This window comes from Streptomyces atratus (assembly GCF_014648655.1).
GTDB lineage: Bacteria > Actinomycetota > Actinomycetes > Streptomycetales > Streptomycetaceae > Streptomyces > Streptomyces atratus.
In genome coordinates this window covers 51,905-66,160 of the sequence record NZ_BMRN01000007.1, presented here as the reverse complement: position 1 = coordinate 66,160, position 14,256 = coordinate 51,905, and the positions used below count along the sequence as shown (strand labels likewise).

The 14,256-nt window shown below is 71.0% G+C and carries 18 protein-coding genes; 1 reads left to right on the top strand and 17 read right to left on the bottom strand.

The features are described 5' to 3' along the window. Positions 1 to 37: 37 nt before the first annotated feature. The 11 genes from lgt to hisI form a co-directional block, all read right to left on the bottom strand. A complete protein-coding gene (lgt, locus tag IEZ15_RS14195; protein ID WP_189276991.1) occupies positions 38 to 1,024 on the bottom strand; it encodes a prolipoprotein diacylglyceryl transferase in 987 nt (328 codons plus the stop codon). A gap of 99 nt (positions 1,025 to 1,123) precedes the next feature. Beyond that, positions 1,124 to 1,960, bottom strand: coding sequence for a DsbA family protein (locus IEZ15_RS14190; protein ID WP_189276990.1), 837 nt, complete (start codon positions 1,958 to 1,960; stop codon positions 1,124 to 1,126). Between the two features lie 75 nt (positions 1,961 to 2,035). Next, a complete protein-coding gene (trpA, locus tag IEZ15_RS14185) occupies positions 2,036 to 2,848 on the bottom strand; it encodes a tryptophan synthase subunit alpha (RefSeq protein ID WP_189276989.1) in 813 nt (270 codons plus the stop codon). Next, positions 2,845 to 4,125 (bottom strand): tryptophan synthase subunit beta, encoded by a 1,281-nt coding sequence (trpB, locus tag IEZ15_RS14180; RefSeq protein WP_189276988.1) that lies wholly within the window; start codon positions 4,123 to 4,125, stop codon positions 2,845 to 2,847. The genes trpA and trpB overlap by 4 nt, the downstream gene beginning before the upstream one ends. 137 nt (positions 4,126 to 4,262) lie before the next feature. Then, on the bottom strand, positions 4,263 to 4,478 hold the full coding sequence (gene trpM / locus IEZ15_RS14175) for a tryptophan biosynthesis modulator TrpM (protein ID WP_373302390.1): 216 nt from the start codon (positions 4,476 to 4,478) through the stop codon (positions 4,263 to 4,265). Positions 4,479 to 4,486: 8 nt separating this feature from the next. Continuing rightward, the gene (gene trpC, locus IEZ15_RS14170; RefSeq protein ID WP_093894906.1) at positions 4,487 to 5,296 is read right to left on the bottom strand and encodes an indole-3-glycerol phosphate synthase TrpC; all 810 of its coding nucleotides are present in this window, start codon (positions 5,294 to 5,296) and stop codon (positions 4,487 to 4,489) included. A gap of 115 nt (positions 5,297 to 5,411) precedes the next feature. Further along, positions 5,412 to 5,861 carry a DUF2752 domain-containing protein gene (locus IEZ15_RS14165; RefSeq protein WP_229845887.1) on the bottom strand — a complete coding sequence of 150 codons (450 nt, stop codon included), beginning with the start codon at positions 5,859 to 5,861 and terminating at the stop codon, positions 5,412 to 5,414. Between the two features lie 168 nt (positions 5,862 to 6,029). Then, a complete protein-coding gene (locus tag IEZ15_RS14160; RefSeq protein ID WP_114244030.1) occupies positions 6,030 to 6,278 on the bottom strand; it encodes an HGxxPAAW family protein in 249 nt (82 codons plus the stop codon). 127 nt (positions 6,279 to 6,405) lie between these two features. After that, entirely contained in the window at positions 6,406 to 7,065 is a 660-nt protein-coding gene (locus IEZ15_RS14155; protein ID WP_189276986.1) for a TIGR02234 family membrane protein, read from the bottom strand. 14 nt (positions 7,066 to 7,079) lie between these two features. Then, positions 7,080 to 8,573 (bottom strand): anthranilate synthase component I, encoded by a 1,494-nt coding sequence (locus IEZ15_RS14150; protein ID WP_114244032.1) that lies wholly within the window; start codon positions 8,571 to 8,573, stop codon positions 7,080 to 7,082. 11 nt (positions 8,574 to 8,584) lie between these two features. Further along, complete coding sequence (gene hisI / locus IEZ15_RS14145; protein ID WP_093894911.1) at positions 8,585 to 8,968, bottom strand: phosphoribosyl-AMP cyclohydrolase; 384 nt, start codon at positions 8,966 to 8,968, stop codon at positions 8,585 to 8,587. A gap of 84 nt (positions 8,969 to 9,052) precedes the next feature. On the opposite strand from hisI, the gene IEZ15_RS14140 reads away from it, so the two are divergent. Then, complete coding sequence (locus IEZ15_RS14140) at positions 9,053 to 9,685, top strand: TIGR03085 family metal-binding protein (protein WP_114244033.1); 633 nt, start codon at positions 9,053 to 9,055, stop codon at positions 9,683 to 9,685. Between the two features lie 16 nt (positions 9,686 to 9,701). Here IEZ15_RS14140 and IEZ15_RS14135 read toward each other — a convergent pair whose 3' ends face one another. The 6 genes from IEZ15_RS14135 to hisH all read right to left on the bottom strand — a co-directional run bounded on the left by IEZ15_RS14135 (position 9,702) and on the right by hisH (position 14,246). Next, positions 9,702 to 10,946 (bottom strand): MFS transporter, encoded by a 1,245-nt coding sequence (locus IEZ15_RS14135; RefSeq protein WP_189276985.1) that lies wholly within the window; start codon positions 10,944 to 10,946, stop codon positions 9,702 to 9,704. 26 nt (positions 10,947 to 10,972) lie between these two features. Beyond that, positions 10,973 to 11,560 carry an ArsR/SmtB family transcription factor gene (locus IEZ15_RS14130; RefSeq protein WP_114244035.1) on the bottom strand — a complete coding sequence of 196 codons (588 nt, stop codon included), beginning with the start codon at positions 11,558 to 11,560 and terminating at the stop codon, positions 10,973 to 10,975. Between the two features lie 172 nt (positions 11,561 to 11,732). After that, complete coding sequence (gene hisF / locus IEZ15_RS14125) at positions 11,733 to 12,488, bottom strand: imidazole glycerol phosphate synthase subunit HisF (protein WP_114244036.1); 756 nt, start codon at positions 12,486 to 12,488, stop codon at positions 11,733 to 11,735. Then, complete coding sequence (locus IEZ15_RS14120; protein WP_114244037.1) at positions 12,485 to 12,883, bottom strand: RidA family protein; 399 nt, start codon at positions 12,881 to 12,883, stop codon at positions 12,485 to 12,487. Before IEZ15_RS14120 ends, hisF begins: the two co-directional genes overlap by 4 nt. Continuing rightward, entirely contained in the window at positions 12,880 to 13,605 is a 726-nt protein-coding gene (gene priA / locus IEZ15_RS14115) for a bifunctional 1-(5-phosphoribosyl)-5-((5-phosphoribosylamino)methylideneamino)imidazole-4-carboxamide isomerase/phosphoribosylanthranilate isomerase PriA (protein WP_189276984.1), read from the bottom strand. Before priA ends, IEZ15_RS14120 begins: the two co-directional genes overlap by 4 nt. Next, positions 13,605 to 14,246 carry an imidazole glycerol phosphate synthase subunit HisH gene (hisH, locus tag IEZ15_RS14110; protein ID WP_189276982.1) on the bottom strand — a complete coding sequence of 214 codons (642 nt, stop codon included), beginning with the start codon at positions 14,244 to 14,246 and terminating at the stop codon, positions 13,605 to 13,607. The genes priA and hisH overlap by 1 nt, the downstream gene beginning before the upstream one ends. Positions 14,247 to 14,256: the final 10 nt, after the last annotated feature.

The following is a 14,256-nucleotide window of genomic DNA, read 5'->3' as shown; positions in this document are numbered from 1 at the left end:
CAGACGGTTCAGGGCCCCACCTGCAAGCGCACACGGCTCAGCCGTTCTTCGCCGCCTCCGCGGTGCCGTTCTTCTCCGGCGCCTCCGCGGCACTGTCCTCGGCGTGCCCGGTGTCACCGTCCGTGTCCGGGGCGGCGTCGGACACGGCGTCGCGGTCCGCGTCGCCGGCGCCGTCCGCGTCACCCGCGACGTCACCGCCTTCGGCGTCCACCGCGTCCGGTTCCACGATCTCCTCGCGCCCCGGCCGTACCTTCGCCGAGATCACGATGTACGCCACTGCCAGCACGAACACGATGCCCGCGGTCCACACATTGAGCCGTACGCCCAGGATGTGGTGGGCCTCGTCGACCCGCATGTACTCGATCCAGCCCCGCCCCGCGCAGTACGCGGCGACGTACAGCGCGAACGCCCGGCCGTGCCCGAGCCTGAAGCGCCGGTCCGCCCAGATCACCAGCAGGGCGACGCCGATGCACCACAGCGACTCGTACAGGAACGTCGGGTGGTACGTACCGGCGACCCGGTTGGGGCCCTCGCTGATCTTCAGCGCCCACGGCACATCGGTCGGCTTGCCGTAGAGCTCCTGGTTGAACCAGTTGCCCCAGCGGCCGCAGGCCTGGGCCAGGGCGATACCGGGGGCGAGCGCGTCGGCCCAGGCCGGCAGCGGGATCCCTCGGCGGCGGCAGCCGATCCAGGCACCGACGGCGCCGAGCGCGATCGCACCCCAGATACCGAGGCCGCCCTGCCAGATCTTGAAGGCGTCGACCCAGTTCTCACCGTCGCTGAAGTACAGCTGGTAGTCGGTGATGACGTGGTAGAGCCGGCCGCCGACAAGGCCGAAGGGCACGGCCCAGACGGCGATGTCGGCAACAGTGCCGGCTCTGCCGCCCCGGGCGATCCAGCGCTTGTTGCCGAACCAGACGGCGACGAAGACACCGATGATGATGCAGAACGCGTAGCCGCGGAGCGGGATCGGGCCGAGATCGATCACGCCGGTCGACGGACTGGGAATGTAGGCAAGGTCCATGGCAGGGTCGACGCTACCTTGCCGGGTGGGGCGTACGGCAACTCACCCGACAACTTCTGGGTAACGGGCAGGTCATCTGTTCCCCCTGTCGGACACCGCTCAGGATCCCGACGGTGCCGGGGTGGCCGTACCCGGCTTCTTGCCCTTGTTGACCTTGTTGGCCTCGGCGACCCACTTCTTCAGGTTGGCCGAGGTGATCGGTTCGCTCCCCTTCTTCGGGAAGATCGGCTCGCCGTTGAGCAACGCGGTCGGCGTGCCCTCGAATGCGCCCTTCAGGAACGCCGTGTTGGACTTCCGGACCCAGCTGTCGTGCTTGCCGTCCTCCACACAGCTACGGAAGGCCGCGGTGTCGAGTCCCGGGACCTTCCCGGCGAGCTTGATCAGCTTGGCGTTGTCGGCGAAGGCGTCGACGGACTCCTGCGGCTGGTTGCGGTAGAGGATGTCGTGGTAGGCGGAGAACTTGCCGACGTCCTGTGCGCAGGCCGCGGCGTTGGCCGCCCGCAGCGAGCCGCTGCCGCCGAGATTGCCGTCGATGATCGTGGCGAGGCGGTACTCGACCTTGATCTGTCCGGTGCTCTCCAACTGGTGGATGGTGTCCCGGAACGCGTTCTCGAACTGGGCGCAGACCGGGCAGCGGAAGTCTTCCCAGATGGTGAGTGTGGACGGGGCGTCGTCCGCGCCGACCTGGATGGCCAGGCTGTCCTTGCCGGTCGCACCGGACGGCGCGACGGCGGGGCCCGCCGTCTTGCTCTTGCTGCCGTTGTCGCCCGTGTTCGCGGCGATCACGCCGACGACGGCGGCCAGCGCCAGCACACCCACCAGGCCGGCGCCGACGATCAGCGTGCGCCTGCGGCGCTCGCGCGCCTTCTGGCGCTCCCGCTGCTGGACGAGCCGGTCTCGCGCGGCCCTTTTTCCCTGTTCGTTCTTCTCGCTCACACCCGCAGCAACGACCCGGGGAGGCACGTGCGTGCCTCCCCGGGTCCAGGTCCACCCATTTGGATTACACCTGTTTCAGCGCTTTCGAACGCCTTCGGCGAGTTCGCCCGCCAGGGAGCGGACCGCGGCCAGGCCCGCCTCCTCGTCGGGGGCGTCGAGCATGCCCTTGACGAAGGCCGAGCCGACGATCACCCCGTCGGCGAAGCCCGCGACCTCGGCGGCCTGTCGGGCGTTGGAGACGCCGAGTCCGACGCAGACCGGGAGGGACGTGGTGGCGCGGGTGCGCGCGACCAGGTCCTGGGCCTGCTCGCCGACGGACTCGCGGGTGCCTGTGACACCCATCAGCGAGGCCGCGTACACGAAGCCGGAGCCGACCGCGGTGATGGTGGCGAGGCGCTCGTCCTTGCTGCTCGGCGCGACGACGAAGACGGTCGCGAGACCGTGCTTGTCAGCGTGTTCGCGCCACAGTTCGGACTCCTGGACCGGCAGGTCGGGCAGGATGCACCCGGCGCCGCCCGCCTCGGCGAGCTCGGCCGTGAAGCGCTCGACGCCGTACCGGTCGATCGGGTTCCAGTACGTCATGACGAGGATCGGGACACCGGTCGCCTCGTGCGCCTCGCGGACCGTGCGCATCACGTCAGCGATCTTCACACCGCCGCGCAGGGCGATGTCGTCGGCGGTCTGGATGACCGGGCCGTCGAGCACCGGGTCGCTGTGCGGCAGCCCCACCTCGACGATGTCCGCACCGCCCGCCACGACCGCCTTCACGGCGGCGATCGCGCCGTCGACGGTCGGGAAGCCGGCCGGGAGGTACGCGATGAGCGCGGCCCTGTTCTCCGCCTTCGCCTGTGCGAGGGACGAACTCAACAACTCCACATTGCCGCTCACTTGGTGACCTCCTCTTCCCCGTCGGCCACGTCGGCCTCGACGACCCCGTCGGTCGCGTCGTACAGCCCGAAGTAGCGGGCTGCCGTGTCCATGTCCTTGTCGCCGCGGCCGGACAGATTGACCACGAGCAGTCCGTCCTTGCCGAGCTCCTTCCCGACCTCCAGGGCTCCGGCCAGCGCGTGGGCGCTCTCGATGGCCGGGATGATTCCTTCGGTACGGGAGAGGAGGCGCAGCGACTGCATGGCGGCGTCGTCGGTGACCGCGCGGTACTCCCCGCGGCCGATGTCCTTGAGGTACGCGTGCTCCGGGCCGATGCCCGGGTAGTCGAGGCCGGCCGAGATGGAGTACGGCTCGGTGATCTGGCCCTCGTCGTCCTGGAGGACGTAACTGCGCGAGCCGTGCAGGATGCCGGGCTCGCCCGCGGTCAGGGTCGCCGCGTGCTCGCCGGTCTCCACGCCGTGTCCGGCGGGCTCGCAGCCGATCAGCCGGACGTGCGCGTCCGGGATGAAGGCATGGAAGAGCCCGATGGCGTTGGAGCCGCCGCCGACACAGGCGATGGCGGCGTCCGGCAGCCGGCCGGTCCGCTCCAGGATCTGGCGGCGGGCCTCGACACCGATGACGCGGTGGAAGTCGCGGACCATGGCGGGGAAGGGGTGCGGTCCGGCGACGGTGCCGAAGAGGTAGTGCGTGTGGTCCACATTGGCGACCCAGTCGCGGAACGCCTCGTTGATGGCGTCCTTCAGGGTCCTGGAGCCGGACCTCACGGCGATGACCTCGGCGCCGAGCATCCGCATCCGCGCCACGTTCAGCGCCTGCCGCTCGGTGTCGATCTCACCCATGTAGATGGTGCATTCGAGGCCGAAGAGCGCGCAGGCGGTCGCGGTGGCGACGCCGTGCTGGCCGGCGCCGGTCTCGGCGATGACGCGGGTCTTGCCCATGCGCTTGGTGAGCAGCGCCTGCCCCAGCACATTGTTGATCTTGTGCGAGCCGGTGTGGTTCAGGTCCTCGCGCTTGAGGAAGATCCGGGCGCCGCCCGCGTGCTCGGCGAAGCGCGGGACCTCGGTCAGCGCGCTGGGGCGGCCGGTGTAGTTGACCATGAGCTCGTTGAGCTCGGCGGCGAAGGCCGGGTCGTGCTTGGCCTTGTCGTACTCGACGGCGACCTCGTCCACGGCGGCGACGAGCGCCTCCGGGATGAACTTGCCGCCGAACGCACCGAAATACCCCTCGGCGCTGGGGATCAGACCCTCCGGGTCCGGAATGAAGAAGTCAGATGACATCCGACGTGCTCCTCGACATCGCAATGGGTGGATTCACCGTATGCGCCGTGAGCGGAGCGCCACCGCGACCGGCGATCGGTCGGGCGGTGCGGTCGTACGTACGACGGGAGTGGTGCGGGTACGTCGGCCGGGGCTCGCTACAGCGCGGTCCCCGTGCGCCATCGCATGCCGTTGACCTGGCCGGGCTCGTCGCCGATCACGTACCGCACCCGCCGGCCGTGCACCCGGCGCGCGGGGGCGCGGCAGCCGCGGGGGCGGCAGCCGCGCGCCAGCGGCGCGTGCGGGACCCGGGCCGTGGCTCCGGTGGGGCGCAGACCCCGCCGGCGACGCGACGCGGGACGTTCGGCGGACACGGGTCGGGTCAGCTCCGTCCGTGCCGAAGGGCGGGGTGGGCGCCGGCGGCGACCAGGTCGGCGACGGCGGCCCGCGGGTCGCGGCCGGTGACCAGGGATTCGCCCACGAGCACCGCGTCGGCGCCCGCGTTGGCGTACGCGATCAGGTCGTGCGGGCCGCGGACGCCGGACTCGGCGACCTTGACGATGTGGTTCGGGATCTCGGGGGCGACGCGCTCGAAGGTGGAGCGGTCGACCTTGAGGTCCTTCAGGTTGCGCGCGTTGACACCGATGATCTTCGCTCCGGCGTCCACGGCTCGTTCCGCCTCCTCCTCGTCGTGCGCCTCGACCAGCGGCGTCAGGCCGATGGACTCGGCGCGCTCGATCAGGGAGACGAGGGCCTCCTGGTCGAGGGCGGCGACGATCAGCAGGGCGAGGTCGGCGCCGTAGGCGCGGGCCTCCCAGAGCTGGTACGAGGTGACGATGAAGTCCTTGCGCAGGATCGGGATGTCGACCTTGGCACGAACGGCTTCCAGGTCGGCGAGCGAACCGCCGAAGCGGCGCTCCTCGGTGAGGACCGAGATGACGGACGCGCCGCCCGCCTCGTAGTCCGCGGCAAGTGCGGCCGGGTCGGCGATCGCGGCAAGTGCCCCCTTGGAGGGGCTTGAGCGCTTGACCTCGCAGATGACGGTCACGCCCTCGCCGCGCAGGGCGGCGACTCCGTCCTTGGCCGCTGGAGCGCGCGCCGCGCGTTCCTTCAGCTCGTCGAGGCTGACACGCGCCTGCCGCTCTGCGAGGTCGGCGCGTACGCCATCGATGATCTCGTCGAGCACACTCACGCGAGCGGCCCCCTTCCAGGACGGTGATGAGGGAACAGGATCAGCCATGTCAATGCTATCCGCAGGAGGCCGAAGGGCCCGAATCCAGTCGCCGAATGTCCCATTACCTGGGCATTCAGGGCGCCAGCGCGGAGCCGAACGGCAGATTCCGGACGATCGAGAAAATCAGCAGCACGGCCCCGGTCCCCCACCAGACGACAGGCTTCGCGGCGATGCTCATGGGCCTGCCCCGGGAGGCGCGGGCCATCCAGACCACCCAGAGGACGGCGAAGATCCCGTAGCCGACGACGGCGAGCGCGTTGGAGCCGAGGGCAGCGGCGATGTCGCCGTGCGCGACGGCGTGGGCACTGCGCAGCCCGCCGCAGCCCGGGCAGTACAGGCCGGTGAACCGGAGCAGCGGGCAGACCGGGTAGTGGCCCGGCTGATTGGGGTCGACGGCACCGACGTAGCCGAACGCCCCGATGACGGCGGCCATGACTCCCACCGGGGTGGCGAGCCGCCGGAAACGCGAGACGGGGACGGGGGCCGGAGGGAAGACCGGCGGGGACGGCTGCGGGTCGGACATCGGCGGATGTCCGGACATCGGCGGGTGGCAGGGGGCGGGCCGGGAGCCCGGCGCCGACGGTGCGGCTGGAGTAGGCGATGCGTCCACCCGGTGATTGTCCCCCGCTGATGCGGAAAGGCGCAGCCCGGGCCGGGCTGCGCCTCGCATTCGTACGGGTGGTGCGTGCGGTCAGGAGATCTGGGCCTGCGCGGCGCGAGCCCTGGCCTGGGCCATCTCCTCCGACTCCTTCGGCATGCCGAGGCCGGCGGCCTTCATCGCGAGGCCGACGATCCCGCCGAGGAAGATGACGGCGATACTGGCCCAGAAGCCGATCGGGTTGGCCGCGACCATGAAGACGCCTCCGGCGCAGAAGCCGAAGAAGGAGATGATGACACCGGTCCAGGCGGCCGGGGTGTGTCCGTGGCTGCTGCCCGCCATGAGTTGCTCCTTGTTGGTGATGCGCTGTTGGTATCGCTGTACGCAAAGCTGGTGCCGCTGTTGGTGCCGCTATGCAGAAAGCTCAGCTTCATTGTCCCGTACGTGCGGGTACGACGTGAGCTGGGGGTCATGCCTCGCGCGTCAGGTCCTCGCCGCGGTCCATGGCCTTCCACAGGTCCTCGGGCCGGTCCGGGTCCGGGGCGGTGCGGGCGGCCTTGCGGGGGCGGGGGGTGCCGTCCCGTTCGTACCGTCCCGACATGGTGGGCCAGAGCTTCCCGTACCGCAGGGCGAGCAGCCCGGCGAGCAGGATCAGCAGGCCGCCGGCCGCGGTCACGTAGGGCCACGCGGTGTGGCTGAGCGCCTCGATGGTCGCCGAGGAGTCGCCGGTGGTCTGCGCGGCCTTCTCGTCGAGCGCCGAGCTGTCGAAGGCGCCCAGGTAGGCGCTCAGTCCGGCACCGAGGCCGCTGAGGGCAAGGAGCCCGGCGACGATCAGCCGTGCGCCGCTGCGGACGGCGAAGACGGCGACGAGGGCGGCCAGGCCGACTACGGCGAGGGCCGCCGGAAGACCGGTGACCTCCTGACCGTCGGCGCTCAGCGGCAGGGAGCCGCCACCGACGGCCGCCCGGCCCTCGGCCCACGTCTGGCCGGAGGCGAGCAGGACGACGGTGGCGCCGGCCGCCCCGAGGAGCAGGCCGACGGCCAGGCTGCGGCGGCTCCCCGCGGCGTCGGACGCGGTGGCGGCTACGGCACGGGGCTGGGGTACGGGGACAGCACTCACGTACTCCACTATCCCTTACCGCCTCATGCCCCGCGGAGCCGGTTGGCCGTATGCACCGCGCGGAGCACCGCGGCGGCCTTGTTGCGGCACTCGGTGTCCTCGGCGACCGGGTCGGAGTCGGCGACGACACCTGCTCCGGCCTGGACGTACGCCGTGCCGTCGCGGAGCAGGGCGGTCCGGATCGCGATGGCGGTGTCGGAGTCCCCGGCGAAGTCGAGGTAGCCGACGCAGCCTCCGTACAGTCCGCGGCGGGTCGGTTCGAGCTCCTCGATGATCTGCATCGCGCGGGGCTTGGGAGCGCCGGAGAGGGTGCCTGCGGGAAAGCACGCGGTGAGGACGTCGAAGGCGGTGCGGCCCTCGGCGACGCGGCCGGTGACGGTGGAGACGATGTGCATCACGTGCGAGTACCGCTCGATGGACATGAAGTCGACGACCTCGACGCTGCCGGGTTCGCAGACCCGCCCCAGGTCGTTGCGGCCGAGGTCGACGAGCATCAGGTGCTCGGCGCGTTCCTTCGGGTCGGCGAGGAGTTCGTCGGCGAGCGCCTGGTCCTCCTGCGGGGTGGCGCCGCGGTGCCTGGTACCGGCGATCGGGTGGACCATGGCGCGTCCGTCCTCGACCTTGACGAGGGCTTCCGGGCTGGAGCCCGCGACGTCGAAGCCGTCGAAGCGGAAGAGGTACATGTACGGCGACGGGTTGGTGGCGCGCAGCACCCGGTAGACGTCCAACGCGCTTGCTGTGCACGGGGTTTCGAAGCGCTGGGAGGGGACGACCTGGAAGGCCTCGCCGGCCCTGATGCGTTCCTTCACGTCCTCGACGGCGTCCTGGTACGCCTTGCCGCCCCACAGCGCGGTGTACGGGGGGAGCTCGGACGGCGGAAGGGCGGCGGGGGCGTTCTCGACGGGGCGCGAGAGGTCCTGCTCCATGGCGTCGAGACGGGCGACGGCGTCCGCGTACGCCTCGTCGACGCCGGTCGCGAGGTCGTTGTGGTTGATCGCGTTGGCGATCAGCAGGACGCTGCCGTCCCAGTGGTCGAGTACGGCCAGGTCCGAGGTGAGCAGCATGGTCAGCTCGGGAACGTGGAGGTCGTCCTCGCCGCTGTCGCCGATCTTCTCCAGGCGGCGCACGACGTCGTAACCCAGGTAGCCGACCATGCCGCCGGTGAACGGGGGCAGCCCGTCGTCGACGACCAGGTCGTGGGGGGTGTGCAGGGTCTCGATGGTGGCGCGCAGGGCCTGCAGCGGGTCGCCGTCGACGGGGACGCCGACGGGCGGGGTGCCCAGCCAGTGGGCCTGTCCGTCGCGTGCGGTGAGGGTGGCGGCGCTGCGTACCCCGATGAAGGAGTAGCGCGACCAGGTGCGCCCGTTCTCCGCGGATTCGAGGAGGAAGGTGCCGGTGCGCTCGCCCGCGAGTTTGCGGTAGAGCCCGACCGGGGTGTCGCCGTCCGCGAGGAGCCGGCGGCTGACGGGGATGACGCGCCGGTCGACGGCCAGCTTGCGGAAGGTATCGAGATCCATGACGGCTGACCCTACTGAGCGAGCGGGAGGACGTCTGCGTCGAAGCAGGTGCGGTCGCCGGTGTGGCAGGCGGCACCCGTCTGGTCGACCTTGACGAGGACGGTGTCGGCGTCGCAGTCGAGGGCGACGGACTTGACCTGCTGGATGTGGCCCGAGGTGTCGCCCTTGACCCAGTACTCCTGACGGCTGCGGGACCAGTAGGTGCAGCGGCCGGTGGTGAGGGTGCGGTGCAGGGCCTCGTCGTCCATCCAGCCGAGCATCAGCACCTCACCGGTGTCGTACTGCTGGGCGATCGCCGGGACGAGGCCGTCGGCACCGCGCTTGAGGCGGGCGGCGATGGCCGGGTCGAGGTTGCCGGACGGCGGCGGAGTGCTGGGCGTGGGCGCACTGGTCATGCGCCCATTGTGCCGTGGCCGCGGGAGCGGTTCTGTGCAGCGTCCACTGGGCGGACCGCGTGCGGCGGTCGTACGCTGGCGAGCATGTCGACCCATGCAAAGCGTGAACGACTTCTGCTCGCCGACCTGTTGGAGGCGGCGGGACCGGAAGCCCCGACCCTGTGCCACGGCTGGACGACCCGGGACCTGGCCGCCCATGTGGTGGTCCGCGAGCGCCGGCCGGACGCGGCGGGCGGGGTGGTGCTGGGCGTGCTGAAGAACCGCCTCGAACGGGTGCAGGCGGAGTACGCGGCGAAGCCGTACGAGGAGCTGATCCAGCTGATCCGTACCGGACCACCCCGGATGTCCCCGTTCGGCCTGAAGCAGATCGACGAGGCCGCCAACACCGTCGAGTTCTACGTCCACGCCGAGGATGTGCGCCGGGCCCAGCCGGACTGGTCGCGGCGGGAGCTGGACCCGGTCTTCGCCGATGTGCTCTGGTCGCGCGCCGAGAAGACGGCCCGGCTGCTGGGCCGCAAATCCCCGGTGGGGCTGGTGCTGCGCCGCCCGGACGGCCAGACGGCGGTGGCGCACAAGGGCACCCCGGTGGTGACGGTCACCGGCGAGCCGGGCGAGTTGCTGCTCTTCGCGTTCGGCCGGCAGGACGCGGCGACGGTGGAACTCGAGGGCGACAAGGATGCGATGGCCCGGCTGCACACGGCGGAGCTGGGGATGTAGGGCGTACAGGGACGGGTCAGCGCGGGAGTTCGGCGCGGCGCAGCCGGGTGAAGGCCAGACCGGCCGCCGCCCCCGCCGCGCACACCGCGGCGCTGGCGACGAACACCGGGCCCGTCCCCCAGGCGGCAACGGCGGCTCCCGTGACCGGGTAGCTGAGCGGTGCGATCGCATGGGTGAAGAGCGTCGAGACCGAGGTGACCCGGCCCAGGTAGGCGGGGTCGGCAGCGGTCTGGATCAGGGCGCCGCACAAGGAGCCGCCGAGGCCGGCGAAGAGCCCGATACAGACGGCAACGGTGACGGCGAGGCCGACCGAGGGGGCGTAGGCCAAGACCCCGATGGCCACCGCACCCGCGAGCATGGTCAGGCACATCGCCAGCCCGGCCCGTGGAACCCGGCCGCGCACGGCGAGCAGCAGGGCCGACGCGCCGGCGCCGATGCCGAACGCGGCGACGATCCAGCCCATGCCGGACGCCCCCCAGCCGCGCTCGCGGGCGAGCAGAATCAGTCCGAGGTTGAGCGGCCCGGCGAAGCCCAGTTCGCTGAGGGCGACGGCGAGCATCAGCGGTCCGAGCACGGGGTGGCGGCGGATGTGGCGCAGCCCGTCGGCCAGTTCGCGCCAGGCGTTGCCGGACGGTTCGGCGCTCTCCCGGGCGGGGAGGGGGCTGATCCGCAGGGACAGCAGCAGCGGCAGCGACACGGCGAAGAGCACCCCGGCCGCGGCGAACGCGAGCCTCGGGCCGCCGAAGGCCACCGCGACGCCGCCGAGCGGGGCTCCGACGACATTGGCGGTACGGGAGGCGAGTCCGCGCAGCCCCTGGACGCGGGCCAGCTGTCCGGCGGCGGTGATCCGGGGCGGCAGGGCGCCGACGGCGGGCAGGAAGAGGGCGTCGACCACGCCGAAGACGAGCGCGACGGCGATCAGCATCCACACGGCGGGCGATGTGAGCAGCAGCGCGCCCGCCAGGCCCAGCACGACCAGGCAGCGGGCGGCGTCGCTGCCGATGACGACGCGGCGCGGTCCGATCCGGTCGGCGAGCACTCCCCCGCCGAGCATCAGTAAGGCCCTGGGTATGGAGCCGACGGCGAGGACGAGTCCGGTCTGGGTGGCGCTGCCGGTGCGGGCGGCGGCCCAGGCGAGCGCCATGTAGTAGACGCTGTCGCCGATCATCGACGCGGTGTAGGCACCGAGCCAGCGCAGGACGTTGCCGTCGCGGTGGGCGGGACGTTCGGGAACTTTCGTGGCCGTGGCGGTGACAGTCATGAAGGTCGTCCTCTCGGGGCGCCGGCTCAGATGCGGAACGGGAATCCGTACAGGTGCATGGCGACGTTCTCGCGCCCTTGTGTGTCGCCCGCCTCGTCGCGGGCACGGCCGAGCTCCTCGTACCGGTCGATCACCTCGTGCACCTCACGGCTGAGCGCGGCGAGCTCCTCGGCGGTGAGCCGGGCCAGGTACTCCGAGCCGGAGGCGGCGCTGCGCCACTCCTGTGGCCAGCTCTGGGCCGAATCGATGTAGCGGCGGTACAGCTCGACGTGCTGGTCGAAGGAGAGCCGGCCGACAGCGGCGTGGGTGGCGACCCTCTCGGGTGCGTCGCTGAAGTCCTCCTCGTGGAAGGTCAGCCCCTTCGAGGCGGGCTGCCACCAGCGCTCGCGGCCGTCCTTGCCCTGCTGCTCGGCCTCCTCGATCAGACCGTGGTCGGCGAGCTTGCGCAGGTGGTAACTGACCAGCGAGACCGCCTCGTCGACCTGCTCGGCGAGCTGGGAGGCGGTGGCCTTACGGGCGATGTAGAGCGCCCGGTAGAGCTTCATCCGCAGGGGGTGCCCGAACGCCTTCAGGGTCTCCAGATCCGAGATCCGGCGCGATTCATTGCTTGCCATGTCCCCCACCGTAGACAGGAAGGAAAACTTGCGCAATCTTTATTGCGCAATAAAAGTTGCGGGTTTTGGAGTGCGCTGCCGCGACCGGAGAAGCGACGCGACCACCCTCGAAACGCCGATCGCCGGGTCGGGCCGAAGAACGGCTCCACCCGGCGATCGATGAGTGCTGCGGTCAGCGGACCGGGTGTCCGGCCTCCCTGAGTGCGCCCTTGACCTCGGAGATCCGCAGATCACCGAAGTGGAAGACGGACGCGGCGAGCACCGCGTCGGCGCCCGCCGCGATGGCCGGAGCGAAGTCCGCGAGCCGGCCCGCGCCGCCGGAGGCGATGACGGGGACGGTCACGTGCTCCCGTACCGCCGCGATCATCTCGGTGTCGTAGCCGTCCTTGGTGCCGTCCGCGTCCATCGAGTTGAGCAGGATCTCGCCCGCGCCCAGCTCGGCGGCCCGGTGCGCCCATTCGACGGCGTCCATGCCGGTGCCCCTGCGGCCGCCGTGCGTGGTGACCTCGAAGGTGCCCGCAGGCGTGCGCCGGGCATCCACGGAGAGCACCAGGACCTGGCGGCCGAAGCGCTCGGCAATCTCCCGGATGAGGTCGGGGCGGGCGATCGCCGCGGTGTTGACGCCGACCTTGTCCGCACCGGCCCGCAGCAGCTTGTCGACATCGTCGGCGGTACGGACGCCGCCGCCGACCGTGAGCGGGATGAAGACCTGTTCGGCGGTGCGGCGCACCACGTCGTAGGTGGTCTCCCGGTCACCGCTGGACGCGGTGATGTCCAGGAAGGTCAGCTCGTCGGCGCCCTCGGCGTCGTACAGCTTCGCCATCTCGACGGGGTCACCCGCATCGCGCAGGTTCTGGAAGTTGACGCCCTTGACGACCCGGCCGTTGTCGACGTCCAGGCACGGAATGACGCGTACCGCGAGGGTCATCGCGCACCTGCCCGGTAAGCCTCGACCTCGACCTCGACGACCAGGCTCGGGTCCACGAAACCGGACACGATGATCATCGACGCGGCGGGGCGGACGTCGTCGAAGAGCTCCTTGTGGGCGCGGCCGACCTCGTCCACGTCCCGGGCGTGCGTGAGGTACATCCGGGTGCGGACGACGTCCTCGCGGCCCAGACCGAGCTGCTTCAGGGCGTCGAAGGCGACCTTGAAGGAGGTGACGGTCTGCTCGTACGGGCCACCCGCGGAGATCTGCCCGTTCTCCACCGATGTGCAGCCGGCCACCAGGACGAGGCCGTTCGGCAGCTCGACCGCGCGGGAGTAGCCGAACTTGTCCTCCCAGGGGGCGCCGGAGGAGATGCGGTTGACGGATTCGGTCATCCGGAGACCACCTGCAGTGCTTCTTCGAGGGTGAACGCCTTCGCGTACAGCGCCTTGCCGACGATCGCGCCCTCGACGCCGTCCGGGACGAGCGAGGAGATGGCCCGCAGGTCGTCCAGCGAGGAGACACCGCCGGAGGCGACGACGGGCTTGTCCGTGGCGGCGCAGACGTTCTTCAGGAGGTCCAGGTTGGGGCCCTGGAGCGTACCGTCCTTGGCGATGTCGGTGACGACGTAGCGGGCGCAGCCCTCGGAGTCGAGACGGGCGAGCGTCTCGTAGAGGTCACCGCCGTCGCGGGTCCAGCCGCGGCCGCGCAGTGTCGTGCCGCGGACGTCGAGGCCGACTGCGATCTTGTCACCGTGTTCGGCGATGACCTTGGCGACCCACTGAGGGGTCTCCAGGGCGGCGGTGCCGAGGTTGACCCGGGTGCAGCCGGTGGCGAGGGCAGCGGCGAGCGAGGCGTCGTCGCGGATTCCGCCGGAGAGCTCGACCTTGATGTCCATGGAGCGGGCGACCTCGGCGATCTGCGCCCGGTTGTCACCGGTGCCGAACGCCGCGTCCAGGTCGACCAGATGCAGCCATTCGGCGCCCGCCTGCTGCCAGGCGAGGGCGGCCTGCAGGGGGTCGCCGTAGGAGGTCTCGGAGCCGGACTCGCCGTGGACGAGGCGGACGGCCTGGCCGTCGCGGACGTCGACGGCGGGGAGGAGTTCAAGCTTCGGCATTACAGCGTCTCAATCCAGTTGGTCAGCAGCTGGGCGCCGGCATCGCCGGACTTCTCGGGGTGGAACTGGGTGGCCCACAGGGCGCCGTTCTCCACGGCCGCCACGAACGGCTCGCCGTGGGTGGCCCAGGTGACCCGGGGCGCGCGGATCTTGGCGTTGGTGACCTCCAGGCTCCAGTCGTGCACGGCGTAGGAGTGCACGAAGTAGAACCGGGCCTCGGGGTCGAGACCCGCGAAGAGCTGGGAGTCCTCGGGGGACCGCACGGTGTTCCAGCCCATGTGCGGGACGATCGGGGCCTTCAGCGGGGCGACGGTGCCGGGCCATTCGTCCAGCCCCTCCGTCTCCACACCGTGCTCGATGCCGCGCTCGAAGAGGATCTGCATACCGACACAGATGCCCATGACGGGGCGGCCTCCGGCGAGCCTGCGGCCGATGATCCATTCACCGCGGGCCTTCTTCAGCCCCTCCATGCAGGCGGAGAACGCACCGACGCCGGGCACCAGCAGCCCGTCGGCGTTCATCGCCTTCTCGTAGTCGCGGGTGATCTCGACTTCCGCGCCGACGTGGGCGAGGGCCCGCTCGGCGGACCGGACATTGCCGAAGCCGTAGTCGAAGACGACGACCTTCTTCTTGTCGCTCACAGCTCGTTCC